This is a genomic window from Streptomyces atratus (assembly GCF_900119365.1).
Taxonomy (GTDB): domain Bacteria; phylum Actinomycetota; class Actinomycetes; order Streptomycetales; family Streptomycetaceae; genus Streptomyces; species Streptomyces atratus_B.
The window spans coordinates 558,144-574,785 of the sequence record NZ_FPJO01000002.1 but is presented as its reverse complement, the minus strand read 5'-3'; the positions used below and the strand labels follow the sequence as shown (position 1 = coordinate 574,785).

The 16,642-nt window shown below is 71.9% G+C and carries 15 protein-coding genes and 1 pseudogene; 14 read left to right on the top strand and 2 right to left on the bottom strand.

Annotation, left to right across the window (positions count from 1 at the left end; all coding sequences use genetic code 11):
• Positions 1–36 precede the first annotated feature (36 nt).
• From BT364_RS06780 to BT364_RS06765, 4 genes are all read left to right on the top strand, one after another.
• Positions 37–1,038 carry a LysR family transcriptional regulator gene (locus tag BT364_RS06780; RefSeq protein WP_072484151.1) on the top strand — a complete coding sequence of 334 codons (1,002 nt, stop codon included), beginning with the start codon at positions 37–39 and terminating at the stop codon, positions 1,036–1,038.
• 216 nt (positions 1,039–1,254) lie between these two features.
• The gene (locus tag BT364_RS06775) at positions 1,255–2,394 is read left to right on the top strand and encodes a uroporphyrinogen-III synthase (RefSeq protein ID WP_072484222.1); all 1,140 of its coding nucleotides are present in this window, start codon (positions 1,255–1,257) and stop codon (positions 2,392–2,394) included.
• 77 nt (positions 2,395–2,471) lie between these two features.
• Positions 2,472–2,852: a DUF4259 domain-containing protein gene (locus BT364_RS06770; RefSeq protein ID WP_072484150.1), complete on the top strand. Its 381-nt coding sequence runs from the start codon at positions 2,472–2,474 to the stop codon at positions 2,850–2,852.
• A gap of 52 nt (positions 2,853–2,904) precedes the next feature.
• Complete coding sequence (locus BT364_RS06765; RefSeq protein WP_072484149.1) at positions 2,905–3,468, top strand: GNAT family N-acetyltransferase; 564 nt, start codon at positions 2,905–2,907, stop codon at positions 3,466–3,468.
• Positions 3,469–3,494: 26 nt separating this feature from the next.
• On the opposite strand, the gene BT364_RS06760 is transcribed toward BT364_RS06765, so the two are convergent.
• Positions 3,495–4,070 carry a GNAT family N-acetyltransferase gene (locus BT364_RS06760; RefSeq protein ID WP_072484148.1) on the bottom strand — a complete coding sequence of 192 codons (576 nt, stop codon included), beginning with the start codon at positions 4,068–4,070 and terminating at the stop codon, positions 3,495–3,497.
• Positions 4,071–4,190: 120 nt separating this feature from the next.
• Between BT364_RS06760 and BT364_RS06755 the strand changes: the two genes are divergently transcribed.
• The 6 genes from BT364_RS06755 to BT364_RS06730 all read left to right on the top strand — a co-directional run bounded on the left by BT364_RS06755 (position 4,191) and on the right by BT364_RS06730 (position 11,490).
• On the top strand, positions 4,191–4,820 hold the full coding sequence (locus BT364_RS06755) for a CGNR zinc finger domain-containing protein (protein WP_072484221.1): 630 nt from the start codon (positions 4,191–4,193) through the stop codon (positions 4,818–4,820).
• An 87-nt stretch (positions 4,821–4,907) separates the two neighbouring features.
• Entirely contained in the window at positions 4,908–5,531 is a 624-nt protein-coding gene (locus tag BT364_RS06750) for a sigma-70 family RNA polymerase sigma factor (RefSeq protein ID WP_072484220.1), read from the top strand.
• The gene (locus BT364_RS06745; RefSeq protein ID WP_072484147.1) at positions 5,528–6,430 is read left to right on the top strand and encodes a zf-HC2 domain-containing protein; all 903 of its coding nucleotides are present in this window, start codon (positions 5,528–5,530) and stop codon (positions 6,428–6,430) included. Before BT364_RS06750 ends, BT364_RS06745 begins: the two co-directional genes overlap by 4 nt.
• A gap of 104 nt (positions 6,431–6,534) precedes the next feature.
• Complete coding sequence (locus tag BT364_RS06740) at positions 6,535–8,931, top strand: HelD family protein (RefSeq protein WP_072484146.1); 2,397 nt, start codon at positions 6,535–6,537, stop codon at positions 8,929–8,931.
• A gap of 493 nt (positions 8,932–9,424) precedes the next feature.
• Entirely contained in the window at positions 9,425–10,846 is a 1,422-nt protein-coding gene (locus BT364_RS06735; protein ID WP_072484145.1) for an NAD-dependent malic enzyme, read from the top strand.
• A 362-nt stretch (positions 10,847–11,208) separates the two neighbouring features.
• Positions 11,209–11,490 (top strand): HU family DNA-binding protein, encoded by a 282-nt coding sequence (locus BT364_RS06730; RefSeq protein WP_003968811.1) that lies wholly within the window; start codon positions 11,209–11,211, stop codon positions 11,488–11,490.
• Positions 11,491–11,697: 207 nt separating this feature from the next.
• Here BT364_RS06730 and murA read toward each other — a convergent pair whose 3' ends face one another.
• On the bottom strand, positions 11,698–13,038 hold the full coding sequence (gene murA, locus BT364_RS06725; RefSeq protein WP_072484144.1) for a UDP-N-acetylglucosamine 1-carboxyvinyltransferase: 1,341 nt from the start codon (positions 13,036–13,038) through the stop codon (positions 11,698–11,700).
• A 276-nt stretch (positions 13,039–13,314) separates the two neighbouring features.
• Here murA and BT364_RS06720 point away from each other — a divergent pair, with 276 nt between their 5' ends.
• The 4 genes and pseudogenes from BT364_RS06720 (at position 13,315) to BT364_RS06705 (ending at position 16,599) form a co-directional block, all read left to right on the top strand.
• Entirely contained in the window at positions 13,315–13,875 is a 561-nt protein-coding gene (locus BT364_RS06720) for a YqgE/AlgH family protein (protein ID WP_072484143.1), read from the top strand.
• Positions 13,876–13,905: 30 nt separating this feature from the next.
• Complete coding sequence (locus BT364_RS06715) at positions 13,906–14,199, top strand: DUF3039 domain-containing protein (RefSeq protein WP_072484142.1); 294 nt, start codon at positions 13,906–13,908, stop codon at positions 14,197–14,199.
• A gap of 236 nt (positions 14,200–14,435) precedes the next feature.
• A pseudogene (locus tag BT364_RS06710) lies at positions 14,436–14,927 on the top strand (carbohydrate ABC transporter permease); the annotation flags it as partial.
• A 4-nt stretch (positions 14,928–14,931) separates the two neighbouring features.
• Positions 14,932–16,599: a beta-N-acetylhexosaminidase gene (locus BT364_RS06705; protein WP_256259605.1), complete on the top strand. Its 1,668-nt coding sequence runs from the start codon at positions 14,932–14,934 to the stop codon at positions 16,597–16,599.
• Positions 16,600–16,642 lie beyond the last annotated feature (43 nt).

Here is a 16,642-nt window from a genome sequence, read left to right as displayed (position 1 = left end):
GTACCGATTAACGCATCTGTGTTGTAAATTCTGGGGGTGGCCTCCTTCGCTGCCGATGCGGGCACCCAGACGCATACCCATACTGATCCCCGGCTGCTCCGGGCCTTCGTCGTCGTCGCCGAGGAGCTGCACTTCACCCGCGCCGCCGCCCGGCTCTACATCGCCCAGCAGGCACTGAGCCGCGACATCCGCCGACTGGAGCGCGAGCTGGGCGCCGAGCTGTTCGTACGGACCACCCGGCAGGTCTCCCTCACCGCCGACGGCGAGCGGCTGCTGCCGCACGCGCGACGGGTGCTGGACGCGCACGCCGAGCTCGCCGCGGCCTTCGCCGACCCCGCGGCCCGGCCGCTCTTCGTCGACCTCAACACCGACGGCATGGCGGCCGCCCGGGTGCTCGCCCGCGCCCGCGAGCTGGCCCCGGCCTGCGAGCTCATGGCGCGCTTCGAGAGCGGCCTGACCTGGGCGGCGGACGAGATTCTCGCAGGGCGGCTCGATGTCTCCTTCGGCCGCGCCGCCGGACTCGACCCCGCGGTACGGGCACGGCTGGGCATGCAGCCGGTGCGGTACGAGCCGATGGCCGTGCTGGTCCCCGACGACCACCCGCTCGCCCCGCGCGAGGCCGTCGCGCTCGACGACCTGGCCGGGGAGACCGTCTACGCGGGCGCCGGGAACCCGCGCACGAAGGAGTGGACGGACTTCGCCCGGCTGCTCTTCGCCGAGTGGGGCATCGAACTGGCGCCGCCCGTCCCGCTCGCGATAGGCGTGGCCGAATTCCAGCGGGTCATGGCCAAGGACCGGAACCCGGTGCTCGCCGTGGTCGACTTCCCTCCGGTGCCGGGCACCGTGGTGCGTCCGCTGGTACGGCCCGTGCCGCTCTCGCCGCTCCTGCTGGTCTGGCGCAAGGGGCTGCGCCATCCCGGCCTGGACGCCCTGCGCGCGGCCGCGGACCAACTGGGCGCGGAGGAGGGCTGGATGGTGCGTCCGGGCGGCAGCTGGCTACCCGGGCCGGACGCGGCGCTGATGCTGAAGTCCGGTTGACCGTGCACCGTGCGTATACCTTCTCGTCGGAACGGGTCCCGCCGGGCACGTGCCGGGGAGCCGCCGCTCAGCGGCGCCGGGGCCGGATCGTGGCCGCCCGGTGTCGGGTGACGTAACGGGCGGGAAATACGGGTGAACCAGCCCTGTCACGCATCATTGGCAGGCTCGCCCCTCGGCATCATCGGGCAGCAGCGGTACGAGAGCCGGGAAGACCACATGCACGAGGACGAACAGCACGGGCCCCTCGCGGGCTTCACCGTCGGGGTGACCGCCGCACGGCGCGCGGAGGAGTTCGGCGCGCTGCTGGAACGACGGGGCGCCACGGTCCTGCACGCGCCCGCCCTGCGGATCGTGCCGCTCGCGGACGACGGCGAACTCCTCGCCGCCACCCGGGGAATCATCGATTCCGCCCCCGACACGGTCGTCGCCACCACCGCGGTCGGCTTCCGCGGCTGGATCGAGGCCGCCGCGGGCTGGGGCCTCGGCGACCGGCTGCCGGCGGCCCTGCGCGGCGCCGAACTGCTGGCCCGCGGCCCCAAGGTCAAGGGCGCCGTCCGGGCCGCCGGACTGACCGAGAGCTGGTCACCCGCCTCCGAGTCCATGGCCGAGGTGCTGGACCGGCTCCTGGCCGAGGGCGTGGCGGGCCGCCGCATCGCCCTCCAACTGGACGGCGAACCCCTCCCCGGCTTCATCGAGTCGCTGCGCGCCGCGGGCGCCGAAGTCCTCCCCGTCCCCGTCTACCGCTGGACGGACCCCGAGGACGTCGCCCCGCTCGACCGGCTGCTCGACACCACCCTGGCCCGCGGCCTGGACGCGCTCACCTTCACCAGCGCCCCGGCCGCCGCCTCGCTGCTCGGCCGGGCCGAGAGACGCGGGCTGCTCCCGGAACTCCTGAGCGCGCTGCGCGACGACGTCCTCGTGGCCTGCGTGGGACCGGTCACCGCCCAGCCGCTGCAGGCCCGCGGCATCGACACCGTCCAGCCGGAACGCTTCCGGATCGCCCCGCTCGTCCAGCTGCTGTGCCAGGAACTCCCCGCCAGGGCCCCCGCGTTGCCGGTCGCCGGACACCGGGTCGAGGTCCGGGGGCATGCCGTGCTCGTCGACGGCGAGCCGCGCCCGGTGCAGCCCGCCGGAATGGCACTGCTGCACGCCCTGGCCCGCCGGCCGGGCTGGGTGGTGGCCCGCGCCGACCTGCTGCGCGCACTGCCCGGCGGCGGCACCGACGAGCACGCGGTGGAGACGGCCATGGCGAGGCTGCGCACGGCGCTGGGCGTGCCCGGTCTCATCCAGACGGTCGTCAAACGCGGCTACCGGCTGGCGCTGGACCCGGCGGAGGACGGCGGGGACCGCGCCTGAGCCCGCTGCCGCGCTCCGTTGTCAGTGCCCCTTGGTAGAACGGGGGAGGCAGGGGAAGACCAGCGGAAGGGGGCCCCGTGGGTACCTGGGGCAGCGGGAATTTCGACAGTGACGCGGCCGCGGACCATCTGTCGGGCATCACGGGACGGCTCGTCTCGGAGATCGAGGAGGCGATGGCCGGCGACCCGGTCGGCCTGGAGCCCGACGAGTACGACGGCGTCGCCGTGCCGTGCAACGTCGAGCTGCTCTGCCTGATCGCGGAGCAGAACCACGTCGGCGCGGGCGTGCCGGAGGTGGCGGTGGCCGAGGGCTGGAAGAAGACGTTCATGGACGTGTGGGAGCGGACCATCGACGGCCTGGAGCCCAAGCAGGGGTACAAGGAGGACAGACGCGCGGAGCTGATCCGCACCTTCGACCGGCTGGTGGCCCTGGCGAAGCAGGAGCACGAGGAGCAGTGAGGGGCGCGGGGCAGGTGCGGGGGCCGGACCGGCGCCGGGATAGCGTGCCGGGATGACCCAGGACATCCACCGCCTCGACGCGGAGGTTCGGCTCCGCCCCGCCACCCCGGCCGACGCCGCCTCCCTCGCCGTCGCGCTGACCCGCAGCCGCGCGTACATGCAGCCCTGGGAGCCCGTGCGGCCCGACTTCTTCTACACCGAGCAGGGGCAGCAGGAGCGGCTGGCCGGGCTGCTCGCGGACCGCGACGCGGGGCGGGGGATGCCCTGGGTGCTGGCCGACGAGGCCGACCGCGCGGTCGGCGGGTTCAACCTGAACGCCATCGTGCTCGGGCCGTTCCGCAGCGCCACGCTCGGCTACTGGGTCGATGTCGAGTACGCGGGCCGCGGCCTGGCCACGGCCGCCGTGCAGCGGATCTGCGAGGTGGCCAGGGACGGGCTGGGACTGCACCGGGTCGAGGCGGGGACGGTGACGGACAACCTCGCCTCGCAGCGGGTGCTCGCCAAGTGCGGCTTCGAGCAGTACGGGATGGCCCCGCGCTACCTCCACATCAACGGCGAGTGGCGCGACCACCGGCTCTTCCAGCGGATCCTGCACGACGGCCCTCCCACGGGCTGAGCGACCGGCCGGCCGGGGACGGACGGCTACGGGAGGAGATCCCGGGTACGCAGCACATCCCCGGTGCGCAGCCGCGCATGCCGGTGCCCGTCCAGCGGCCACGGCGGCCGCGCCGGAAGCACCTCCACGAAGCCGTATCCGCTCTTCTCCGCGACCCGGCAGGACGCCTCGTTGTCCGCCCGGTGCAGCAGGTCCAGCCGCGTCAGCCCGTCCCCGGCGAACGCCTCGAACGCCCAGTCGCCGAGCGCCCCGAGCGCCAGCGGCGCGACCCCGCGGCCGCGGGCGGGCGCCGCCGTCCAGTAGCCGACCTCCGCGCTGCCGGAGCCCGGTGCGGGGCACTTGAGTGCAACGTTGCCGACCAGTTCACCGCCGCGATCACGGTCCACCACCGCGAAGCTGACGTAACTGCCGGACTCCCGGCCCTCCTGCCGCACCCGCAGCCACCGCTCCGCCTCCGCCTCGTCCGTGACCTGCGACCGCAGCATGGCGCGCATCCCGGGATCGCGGTACGCCTCGATCAGCGCCGGGAGGTCCTCGGCCAGCCAGGGCCGGAGCAGGAGCGGGCCGGCCGAGAGGGTGGCGGTGACGAGATCGTCGTTCATCCGGACACCGTACGGCCCCGCCGTGTGCGACGACCCGTGGGGCAGCAGGGGTTCCGGGCCGGGCCCGCGAGGGGCACCCTGGGGGAGACCCCACCGGTGACCCGAGGCGGTGACATGCGCATGGCGGCCGGCAAGAGCTCGTGCGACTGGCGGTTCGACTCCGGTCGGCCCTGCCTCGACCTGGTGGCGACGGGGATCGGGACCAACGGCGCATGTGAACTGCTCGACGGTGCCGAGCGGCTCGCCGACTGGCTGGTCGCCACCGGACTCGTACCGGGCGGCACCCGGCTCGACGCCGTGGACGAGACCTGGGTGGCGCGCTTCCGGCAGCTGAGGACCGGTGTCGACCGGCTGCTGACGGCCGAGCTCGGCGGTGGCGGGGCCGGGAGCGCCCTGGACCGGGTCAACGCGCTCGCCGCCGAGGCGCCACCGGGGCTGCGGGCCGTGCGCGGCAGGGGCGGCAAGCTGGTGCGGGAGCTGAGCACCGACCCCGAGTGCGGGGCGCTGCTGGCCGCGGTCGCCCGCGACGTCGTGGAGCTCCTCACCGACCCCGTGGCGCGCGCCGGACTGCGTCGCTGCGAGGCCGACAACTGCCGCCGCTTCTACCTGGACACCTCACGCGGACACAGGCGGCGCTGGTGCTCCAGCGAGGTGTGCGGGAATCGCGAGCGGGTGGCCAGACACCGGCGCCGGGTGGCGGCCGTGTCGGTAGCGGGCACCGTCGCGGTGCCGGACGCGACCGTGCCGTGAAGAAACCTGAGGCCGGTTTGAACGTATCGCGGTCCGCCCGCGTATTCGATGACCGAGGAGCTCCACAGGGCCGACCGGGAGGTGCGGGTGCGCAAGGATGCGGCCGTGGCCGATGACCGTCCGCACAGGGCTCGACATCGCGGTGGGCCACCCCCGTCGGCGCCGGTGCCCGCGGCCCCGGCACCTCGGTCGGAGGCCTCCGGGGCCCCGGACGAGGAGCTGATGCGGGCGCTCTACCGCGAACACGCCGGGCCGCTGTTCGCGTACGTGCTCCGCCTGGTCGCCGGCGACCGGCAGCGCGCCGAGGACGTGGTGCAGGAGACGCTCATCCGCGCCTGGAAGAACGCCGGGCGGCTGGGCGGCGCCACCGGATCGGTCCGCCCCTGGCTGGTGACGGTCGCCCGGCGCATCGTCATCGACGGCCACCGCAGCCGGCGGGCCCGGCCGCCCGAGGTCGATCCGTCGCCGCTGGAGGCCATGCCCGCGGAGGACGAGATGGACCGGGCGCTGTGGCTGATGACGCTCTCCGACGCGCTCGACGAACTGACCCCCGCGCACCGGGAAGCCCTGGTCGAGACGTACTTCAAGGGCCGTACGGTCGGCGAGGCGGCCGATGTGCTGGGCATACCGAGCGGGACGGTGCGGTCCCGTGTCTTCTACGCACTGCGTTCGATGAAACTCGCACTGGAGGAGAGGGGGATCACGGCATGAACGACGACCACGAGTGGGAGCCCTTCGGCCTCAGGCCGACCGGCCCCTCTGGCCCCTCCGGCCTCGGCAACCCTGATCGCCCCCGCAGCCCCGGCGAGCCCCGTCGTCCCCGCGGCCCCCACCGCCCCCACCGCGCCGACGACCCCTCCGGGCACGACGCCGCGGGTGCGTACCTCCTCGGTGTGCTCGACGACGCCGAGGCCGCCGGCTTCGAGGCGCACCTGGCCGAGTGCGAGCTGTGTGCCGACCGGCTCGACGAGCTGGCCGGCCTGGAACCCCTGCTCGCGACGCTCGCCGAGCCCCCGGCCGCCGTGCCCGCAGCCCGCCTCGTCCCGCACGTACCGGGCCAGCCCGGCCCCCGCGTGCTGGAGCGGCTGGTCGACGAGGTGGCGGCCGGGCGGGCCCGGCGCAGGCGCCGCTCCGGGTATCTGGTGGCGGCGGCGGTGGCGCTGATCATCGGCGGCCCGGTGTTCGCGGTCATGACGAGCGGCGACGACGGCCCGTCGACGCGGGCGGCCGGCCCGTATCCCACCGGCTCCACCGAGGACGCCCTCCCCGACCGCATGCCGGAAGAAGTGCGGGCCACCGACCCCCTCACCGGGGTCGACGCCACGATCGGCATGGCGAGAAAACCCTGGGGCACCAGCGCCGTGCTGGAGCTCAGGAACGTCACGGGCCCGCAGAAATGCAGCCTGATCGCGGTGTCGAGGACCGGCGAGGAGGAAGTCGTCACCTCCTGGTCCGTACCGGAGTGGGGATACGGCGTCGAGGACTCCTCGCACCAGGGCGCGCGTTACCCCCTCCATGTCCAGGGCGGTGCGGCCATGGACCGGGACGACATCGACCACTTCGAGGTGCGTACGTCCGACGGCAGGCGGCTGGTCGAGGTCGATGCCTGACCGAGACCGGCGGCGGACCATTTCGATATGCGCGGCGGGTGCGCGGCGGGTCCCCCTTCGAATAGGGTTGACGGCTGCCCAATGCACGTCAGAAAGGGGCCTCGGTGGCCGCGCAGGATGCCGCTGTCGATTCGTTGCGGGACCGGGAAATCGGTGTCGAGCAGGAACATCTCGACCGTGTGTACCACCGCCTTGAGGAGAAGATCCACGAGGCGGAATTTCTCATGAATGACGCCGTCAAGCGCGGCCAGGTCGGGACCCCGGGAGCGCTCGCCGAGCGCGACGCCCAGGTGTTCCGGGCCGGAATCCACCTCAACCGGCTGAACAGCGAGTTCGAGGACTTCCTCTTCGGACGGATCGATCTGCTGCTCGGCAAGGACGGCGAACGCGGTCCGGACGGCGCCTACACCTCCGTGGAACCTGCCGACGACGCCGTACGCGAGGACCTGACGGCCGATATCGCGGAGACGCTGCACATCGGCCGCATCGGGGTCCTCGACTCCGACTACGCGCCGCTGGTCATCGACTGGCGCGCCCCGGCCGCCGCACCGTTCTACCGGTCGACGCCGAAGGAACCCGGCAGGGTCGTACGCCGCCGGGTCGTCCGCTCCAAGGGCCGCCGGGTCCTCGGCGTCGAGGACGACCTGATGCGCCCCGAGCTGACCGCGTACCTGGGCGGCGACAAGCTGCCCGTCATCGGCGACGGCGCCCTGATGGCGGCGCTCGGCCAGGCCCGCAGCCACACCATGCGGGACATCGTCTCCTCCATCCAGGCCGAACAGGACCTGGTGATCCGGGCCCCCGCCGCCTCCGTCACCGAGGTCTCCGGCGGCCCCGGCACCGGCAAGACGGCCGTCGCCCTGCACCGTGCCGCGTACCTCCTCTACCAGGACCGGCGGCGTTACGCGGGCGGCATCCTCGTCGTCTCGCCGACCCCGCTGCTGGTCGCGTACACCGAAGGCGTGCTGCCCTCGCTGGGCGAGGAGGGGCAGGTCGCGATCCGCGCCGTCGGCTCGCTCTCCGACGAGGCGGCCGGCGTCGAGGGCGCCACCACTTATGACGAGCCCGCCGTCGCCCGGATCAAGGGCTCCTCGCGGATGCTCCAGGTGCTGCGCAAGGCCTCCCGCGGCGCGCTGGAACAGCCCGGCACCCCCCGCAGGGCGGCGGACCGGGACGGCCAGCTGTCCTTCGGCGACGAAGCGGACGGGGCCGAGGGAGCAGCCGGAGCCCCGGCCACCCCCACCCGGCTGCGGGTCGTCGCCTTCGGCGCCCGCGTCGAGCTGAACGCCGACGAGCTGCACCGCATCAGGCATTCCGTCCTCGGCGGCACCGCCCCGGTCAACCTGCTGCGCCCGCGCGCCCGCAGAATGCTCCTGGACGCCCTGTGGAACAAGTCCTCGGGCCGGGGCCGCTGCACCGACCCCGAACTCGCCGCCGAACTGCGCTCCTCCTTCGACGAGGACGTCTCCACCGAGACGGTCTTCCTCGACTTCCTGAACGCCTGGTGGCCCGAGCTCACCCCGCGCGGGGTGCTCGCCGCGATGGCCGACGAGAAGCGGCTCGGCCGCTGGGCCCGCCGGGTCCTCAACCAGGGCGAGGTGCGCCGCCTCGCCCGCTCCCTGAAGCGGCTCGACCGCGAGGGGAACGGGCCGCTGTCCGTGCACGACGTGGCCATTCTCGACGAGCTCCAGACGCTGCTCGGCACACCGCACCGGCCGAAGAAGAAGCGCGAGCTCGACCCGCTGGACCAGCTCACCGGTCTGGAGGAGCTGATGCCGCAGCGCGAGGAGACCCAGCGCGAGCGCGCCGAGCGGCTGGCGGCGGAGCGTACGGAGTACGCGCATGTCATCGTCGACGAGGCGCAGGACCTCACGCCCATGCAGTGGCGGATGGTCGGCCGCCGCGGCAGGCACGCCACTTGGACGATCGTCGGGGACCCGGCGCAGTCCTCCTGGTCCGATCCGGACGAGGCCGCCCGCGCGCGCGACGAGGCGCTCGGCAACCGCCCGCGCCGCCGCTTCACCCTCACCGTCAACTACCGCAACCCGGCGGAGATCGCCGAGCTGGCCTCGAAGGTCCTGGCGCTGGCGATGCCCGGAATGGAGTCGCCGTCCGCGGTCCGCTCCACGGGTGTGAAGCCGCGCTTCGAGACCGTGCGGGACGGCGATCTGGCCGCCTCGGTGCGCGAGGAGGCGCGGCGGCTGCTCGCCGAGGTCGACGGCACCGTGGGCGTGGTCGTCGCGATGGACCGCCGGGCGCAGGCCCGCGGATGGCTCGCGGAGCTCGGCGAGCGAGTGGTGGCGCTGGGCAGCCTGGAGGCGAAGGGCCTGGAGTACGACGCCACGGTGGTCGTCTCGCCCGCCGAGATCGCCGACGAGTCCCCGGCCGGCCTGCGGGTGCTGTACGTGGCGTTGACGCGTGCGACGCAGCAGCTCACGGTGGTCTCGGGGGAGCGGGACCTGCCCGACGAGGACGGTGTTCCGGACCTGCTGAGGGACTGAGGCGGGGGCCGGGCGGAAGCGGTGGGGACCGCGGGGCGGACCGATTTACGGGTCAACCTGTGCAGCGGGGAATCACTTCTTCGGGGTCTTTGTTAGCCTGGTGTAGGCACCGGCTCGATCCAAGCCCCCGGGCCCAACCTTCGTCGCTACGAGCGACCACTTGCCGCGAGGCGAGCATGGCGGGTCGGTGTCGCTAGACCAAGAAGACAGACCCGCGTCACCTCCAGGTGGCGCGGGTCTGTTCTTGTTTGCGCAGTCCTTTCCCGCGCAGAGGAGGGGTGCCCCATCTCACGGACATGGCCGGGACCGGATGCGTCCGGGACCGGGTGGGGGTTCCGCTGAAGCGGTCATATCTCGTATGGTGGAAACTGCTTTCCGAAGAGTGGCAGTCATTACCGGCTACCGGCCAGTAGGTGCGACGATCGGGAAGCGTGTCCGAGGCGAGCGCCCCGGTCGCGCGGCAATGAAGCTAAGGAAAGCGAAGGACTCGGCCATGGCAACGGCGCCCAGCGTCTCGTACTCGATGACGGTCAGGCTGGAGGTGCCCGCGAGCGGCACAGCGGTCTCCCAGCTCACCACGGCCGTGGAGTCCTCCGGCGGATCGGTCACCGGCCTCGACGTGACCGCCTCCGGTCACGAGAAGCTGCGGATCGACGTCACCATCGCGGCCACCTCCACCTCGCACGCCGACGAGATCGTCGAGGGCCTGCGCGGCATCGAGGGCGTCGTCCTGGGCAAGGTCTCCGACCGTACGTTCCTGATGCACCTCGGCGGCAAGATCGAGATGGCGTCCAAGCACCCCATCCGCAACCGTGACGACCTCTCGATGATCTACACCCCGGGCGTGGCCCGGGTCTGCATGGCGATCGCCGAGAACCCCGAGGACGCCCGCCGCCTCACCATCAAGCGCAACTCCGTCGCAGTTGTGACGGACGGCTCCGCCGTGCTCGGCCTCGGCAACATCGGCCCGATGGCCGCGCTCCCGGTGATGGAGGGCAAGGCGGCCCTCTTCAAGCGGTTCGCCGGCATCGACGCCTGGCCGATCTGCCTGGACACCCAGGACACCGACGCCATCGTCGAGATCGTCAAGGCGATCGCCCCCGGCTTCGCGGGCATCAACCTGGAGGACATCTCCGCCCCCCGCTGCTTCGAGATCGAGGCGCGGCTGCGCGAGGCCCTGGACATCCCGGTCTTCCACGACGACCAGCACGGCACCGCGATCGTCGTGCTGGCCGCGCTGACCAACGCACTGCGCGTGGTGGGCAAGGGAATCGGGGACGTACGGGTCGTCATGTCCGGCGCCGGAGCGGCAGGTACGGCCATCCTGAAGCTCCTCATCGCCGCGGGCGTCAAGCACGCCGTCGTCGCGGACATCCACGGTGTGGTGCACGCCGGCCGCGAGGACCTGGTCTCCGCCGACGCCGACTCGCCGCTGCGCTGGATCGCCGACAACACCAACCCGGAGTCCGTCACCGGCACCCTCAAGCAGGCCGTCGTGGGCGCCGACGTCTTCATCGGCGTCTCCGCCCCGAACGTGCTGGACGGCGCCGATGTCGCCGCCATGGCCGACGGTGCGATCGTGTTCGCGCTCGCGAACCCGGACCCCGAGGTGGACCCGGCAATCGCACGTCAGACGGCGGCAGTTGTCGCCACCGGGCGCTCCGACTTCCCGAACCAGATCAACAACGTGCTGGTCTTCCCGGGTGTCTTCCGCGGTCTGCTGGACGCCCAGTCCCGCACCGTCAACACGGAGATGATGCTCGCCGCGGCGGGCGCCCTCGCCGACGTGGTCGCCGAGGACGAGCTGAACGCGAACTACATCATCCCCTCGGTCTTCAACGACCGGGTCGCGGGCGCGGTCGCCGGCGCCGTCCGGAACGCCGCGAAGGCAGCTGTCGGCGGCGTGAAGGCCTAGGGTCGGACCGGGCCGCTCAGGGCCGGGCCGACCTCAGGGCCGGTCCGGTCTACGGCGCGTCGCGGTTCGCCGCGCCCCAAACGCCCCTTTAGGGTGGGCGGGCGGCGCGTCCCCGCCAAGGCCCGCATCCGCTGCGGAACGTTTCCGGGGAGTCGACGGAACGTCACCACGAAGAGGCAGTGGCGCTTTTCGTGTGACTCCGGAGGGTGCCGGATTGGCGTTACCGCCGCAGGTGGGGGCAGGATGCGTAATCGGGCGCGAGGGTCTGACGACAGACCCGGGTCCGGGGACTGTCCGAGGGCCCTGGCAGCATCGGCTTCGATCTCACGCCTCACAGGCAAGAAGAACACGGGAGTAACAACATGAACCGCAGTGAGCTGGTGGCCGCCCTGGCCGACCGCGCCGAGGTGACTCGAAAGGACGCCGACGCCGTGCTGGCCGCGCTCGCCGAGACCGTCGGTGAGATCGTCGCCAAGGGCGACGAGAAGGTCACCATCCCCGGCTTCCTGACCTTCGAGCGCACCCACCGTGCCGCTCGCACCGCTCGTAACCCGCAGACCGGCGACCCGATCAACATCCCGGCCGGCTACAGCGTGAAGGTCTCCGCGGGCTCCAAGCTCAAGGAAGCCGCCAAGGGCAAGTAAGCCCCACAGGCGCGACGAAGGGCGGTCACCCCACCAGGGTGACCGCCCTTCGGTGTGCCGGCCCGAGAGGCCCCGTTCTGGGCCTCTACGGCCCGGTATCGAGGAACCGGGGCCCGGTCGGCGGGGGGGAACGGGCCCCGGAAACGGAGGAACGGGGGCCCGGGGCAGCGCCCCGAACCCCCGTCAGCAGCCGTCCGGCGCCCGGTCTCAGACCAGCGCCCCGCCCGGCAGCTCGACCTTCGCGCCCAGCTTCTCCAGCTTCTCCATGAAGTTCTCGTAGCCGCGGTTGATCAGGTCGATGCCGTGCACCCGCGAGGTGCCCTGCGCCGCCAGCGCGGCGATCAGATACGAGAAACCGCCGCGCAGGTCCGGGATGACCAGATCCGCGCCCTGGAGCCGCGTCGGCCCGGACACGACCGCCGAGTGCAGGAAGTTGCGCTGGCCGAAGCGGCAGTCGGAGCCGCCCAGGCACTCGCGGTAGAGCTGGATGTGCGCGCCCATCTGGTTCAGCGCGGAGGTGAATCCGAGCCGGGACTCGTACACCGTCTCGTGGACGATGGACAGGCCCGTGGCCTGCGTCAGAGCCACCACCAGCGGCTGCTGCCAGTCGGTCTGGAAGCCGGGGTGCACGTCCGTCTCCAGGGCGATGGCGTTCAGCGCGCCGCCCGGGTGCCAGAAGCGGATGCCCTCGTCGTCGATCTCGAAGGCGCCGCCGACCCGGCGGAAGGTGTTGAGGAACGTCATCATCGAGCGCTGCTGTGCGCCCCGTACGTAGATGTTGCCCTCGGTGGCCAGGGCTGCGGACGCCCAGGAGGCCGCCTCCAGGCGGTCCGGGATCGCCCGGTGCGTATAGCCGTCCAGCCGGTCGACACCGGTGATCCGGATCGTCCGGTCGGTGTCCATCGAGATGATCGCGCCCATCTTCTGCAGTACGCAGATGAGGTCCTCGATCTCCGGCTCCACGGCCGCGTTGGACAGCTCGGTGACGCCCTCGGCGAGCACCGCCGTCAGCAGCACCTGCTCGGTGGAGCCCACCGACGGGTACGGCAGCCGGATCTTGGTGCCTCGCAGCCGCTGCGGGGCCTCCAGGTACTGCCCGTCCGCCCGCTTCTCGATGGTCGCGCCGAACTGCCGCAGCACGTCGAAGTGGAAGTCGATCGGCCGGCCGCCGATGTCGCAGCCGCCGAGCCCCGGGATGAACGCGTGGCCGAGCCGGTGCAGCAGCGGGCCGCAGAAGAGGATCGGGATGCGCGACGAGCCCGCGTGGGCATCGATGTCGGCGACGTTCGCGCTCTCCACATGGGTCGGGTCCAGAAGCAGCTCGCCCGGTTCGTCACCGGGCCGGACCGTCACACCGTGCAGCTGGAGCAGCCCCCGGACCACCCGCACGTCGCGGATGTCGGGCACATTGCGCAGCCGGCTGGGCCCGCTGCCGAGCAGCGCGGCGACCATCGCCTTCGGCACCAGGTTCTTGGCGCCTCTGACGCGGATCTCGCCCTCGAGCGGGGTTCCGCCGTGGACAAGCAGGACATCGTCTGTGCCGGTCATGAATCTCGCGTTCCGGAGTGGTCGGGCAGGGGGCCAAACGAAAGAGTAATGGCCCACTGCCCCCATTCCGTAAGAGAAGAGGGGGTGTACGAACGTCATGAATCCGCCACAACACGCTCTGCTTCCCGGGTCTTGCGGAGGGTGACCGTCCGCATGGTCCTCCGCAATGCGCGCTCCCCGTGCACCCGTGCGCCCTGAGCTGCGCCGCGGCCCGTCCGGCGACCGGGCGGCCCGCTCGGTCCCCGCGGGGAGCGAAGATGCGGGATCATTTCTGCCATGACCGAGGTGTCCTCGCTCACAGGGCGACTGCTCGTGGCCACACCCGCGCTCGCGGACCCGAATTTCGACCGCGCGGTGGTGCTGCTCCTCGACCACGACGAGGAGGGCTCACTCGGCGTGGTCCTGAACCGCCCGACCCCGGTCGGCGTCCGCGACATCCTCATGCCCTGGGCGGGCCTGGCCGGTGAACCGGACGTCGTCTTCCAGGGCGGCCCGGTCTCGCTCGACTCGGCGCTCGGTGTGGCCGTCATCCCCGGCGACGAGGGTCCGCTCGGCTGGCGCCGGGTGTACGGGGCGATCGGCCTGGTGGACCTGGAGGCGCCGCCGGAGCTGCTGGCCGCGGCGCTCGGCTCGCTGCGGATCTTCGCCGGTTACGCGGGCTGGGGCCCGGGCCAGCTGGAGGCCGAACTGACCGAGGGCGCCTGGTACGTGGTCGAGTCCGAGCCCGGGGACGTCTCCTCCCCGCGCCCGGAACACCTCTGGCGCGCGGTCCTGCGCCGCCAGCGCAGCGAACTGGCGATGATCGCCACCTATCCGGACGACCCTTCGCTGAACTGAAGCTCCGGGCTGTCGGTACCCTTGGCGGTTATGAGCACTCTTGAGCCCGAGCGCGGGGCAGGTACCGGAACCCTCGTGGAGCCGACGCCGCAGGTGTCGAACGGCGACGGCGACCACGAGCGCTACGCCCACTACGTCCAGAAGGACAAGATCATGGCGAGTGCCCTGGAGGGCACCCCCGTGGTCGCACTGTGCGGAAAGGTCTGGGTACCGGGGCGCGACCCCAAGAAGTACCCGGTCTGTCCCATGTGCAAGGAGATCTACGAGTCCATGGGCGCCGGTGGCGACAAGGACAAGGGCAAGGGCGGCAAGGACAAGAAGTAGCGGGAAGCAGGCCGGAGCCGTCCGGCGACCATTGCTTCGGGCCCCCGGGGCGCGCGTTCGACGCGCGCCCCGGGGGCCCTTTGCGTTGCACGGACTGCTTCACCGGGTCACAGAGTGGTAGAGACCACTTGTCGGCGTCTGCGTGCGCACCTACTCTCCTGCCAGTTGTGCACAACGAAACGCACGCCTGAAGAGCAGTTCGCACCGCACCCTCGCCGTGGACCTGATGAAGTCGCCAGATGGTGCCGGTCGAGGCACTGACCATCCCGCTGTTCTTCCTGATGCGGGACTTCGGCCGGCTGAACACGCTCGGCTCGCTGATCCTGCCGCACCTCGCCTTCTCGCTGCCGTTCGCGATCTGGATGCTGCGCGGCTTCGTCAAGGCCGTCCCGGAGGCACTGGAGGAGGCCGCCTGCATCGACGGTGCGAGCCGCACCCGCTTCCTGTGGCAGATCCTCTTCCCGCTGGTCTTCCCCGGCCTCGTGGCGACCAGCGTCTTCTCGTTCATCTCCACCTGGAACGACTTCCTGTTCGCGAAGTCGTTCATCATCAGCGACACCTCCCAGTCGACGCTTCCCATGGCGCTGCTGGTCTTCTTCAAACCCGATGAGAACGACTGGGGAGGAATCATGGCAGCCTCGACGGTGATGACCATTCCCGTGCTGGTCTTCTTCGTACTCGTACAGCGCCGCCTGGTCTCGGGACTCGGCGGAGCGGTAAAGGACTGACGCCATGGACATGGACCAAGACATGGACCCGACCCCGGCGCCCGCGCACCTCGTCCCGGCGCCCGTGCGCGCCGGTGGTGAAGGGCGGCCCGGCTTCCTGTTCGACCCGTCCACCACCATCACGGCGGCCCCCGGCACGGAGAACACCGAACGCTGGCTGCGCACCACGCTCGGCGCCGCCTTCGGCCTGCCGCTCGCCCCGGGCGGCGAACACACCACGAACAACGTCCGGCTGGGCATCGACCCGGCGCTGGAGCCGGAGGGCTACCGGCTGAGCACCGGGACCGGCGGAAGCGTCGAGATCACCGGAGGCAGCCCCGCCGGGGTCTTCTGGGGCGCGCAGACCCTCCGTCAGCTCCTGGGCCCCGAAGCCTTCCGCCGAGCGCCCGTCGATCCCGGCGCGCGCCGCGCGATCCCCGGCACGGACATCGAGGACGGCCCCCGCTTCGCATGGCGCGGCATGATGCTCGACGTGGCACGGCACTTCATGGCCAAGGACGACGTCCTGCGCTATCTCGACCTCCTCGCCGCGCACAAGCTGAACGTCTTCCACTTCCACCTCACCGACGACCAGGGCTGGCGCATCGAGATCAAGCGCTACCCGCGGCTCACCGAGATCGGCTCCTGGCGGTCCCGTACGAAGCACGGTCACCGGGCCTCCGAGCTGTGGGACGAGACCCCGCACGGCGGCTACTACACGCAGGACGACATCCGCGAGATCGTCGCGTACGCCGCCGAGCGGCATATCCGCGTCGTCCCCGAGATCGACATCCCGGGCCACTCGCAGGCCGCCATCGCCGCGTACCCCGAACTGGGCAACACCGACGTCATCGACACCACCACCCTCTCCGTCTGGGACACCTGGGGCATCAACGCGAACGTACTCGCCCCCACTGACAACACCCTGCGCTTCTTCGAAGGCGTCCTCGAAGAGGTCCTCGACCTCTTCCCCGCCGCCACCTCGCCGTTCATCCACATCGGCGGCGACGAATGCCGCAAGGAGCAGTGGAAGGAGTCGCCGGTCGCCCAAACCCGGATCGAAGAATTCGGCCTGGCCGACGAGGACGAGCTGCAGTCCTGGATCATCCGGCACTTCGACACCTGGCTCACCGCACGTGGACGCCGGCTGATCGGCTGGGACGAGATCCTGGAGGGCGGCCTCCCGGCGGGCGCCGCCGTGTCCTCCTGGCGGGGCTACGGTGGAGGCATCGCCGCCGCGGAGGCCGGCCACGACGTCGTCATGTGCCCCGAGCAGCACGTGTACCTGGACCACCGTCAGGACGCCGGCCCCGACGAGCCGATGCCCATCGGCTTCGTCCGTACCCTGGAGGACGTCTACCGCTTCGAACCCGTACCGGCGGGACTCTCCGAGGAGGCGGCCCGTCACATCCTGGGCACCCAGGCCAATGTCTGGACCGAGGTGATGCAGAACCGGGCCCGCGTCGACTACCAGGTCTTCCCGCGCCTCGCGGCGTTCGCCGAGGTCGCCTGGTCACCGCTGCCCGCCTCCGCCGAGCGGGACTTCGCCGCCTTCGAGCGCCGAATGACCACGCACTACGCCCGACTTGACGCCGTCGGCGTCGACTACCGGCCGCCGGGCGGCCCGTTGCCCCGGCAGCAGCGCCCCGGTGTGCTGGGCCGGCCCATCGACGGAGTGCCCCCGAACGTGTGATCCCGACCGCACCCGGACTCCGGCCGGCACGCCCCGAAACGGA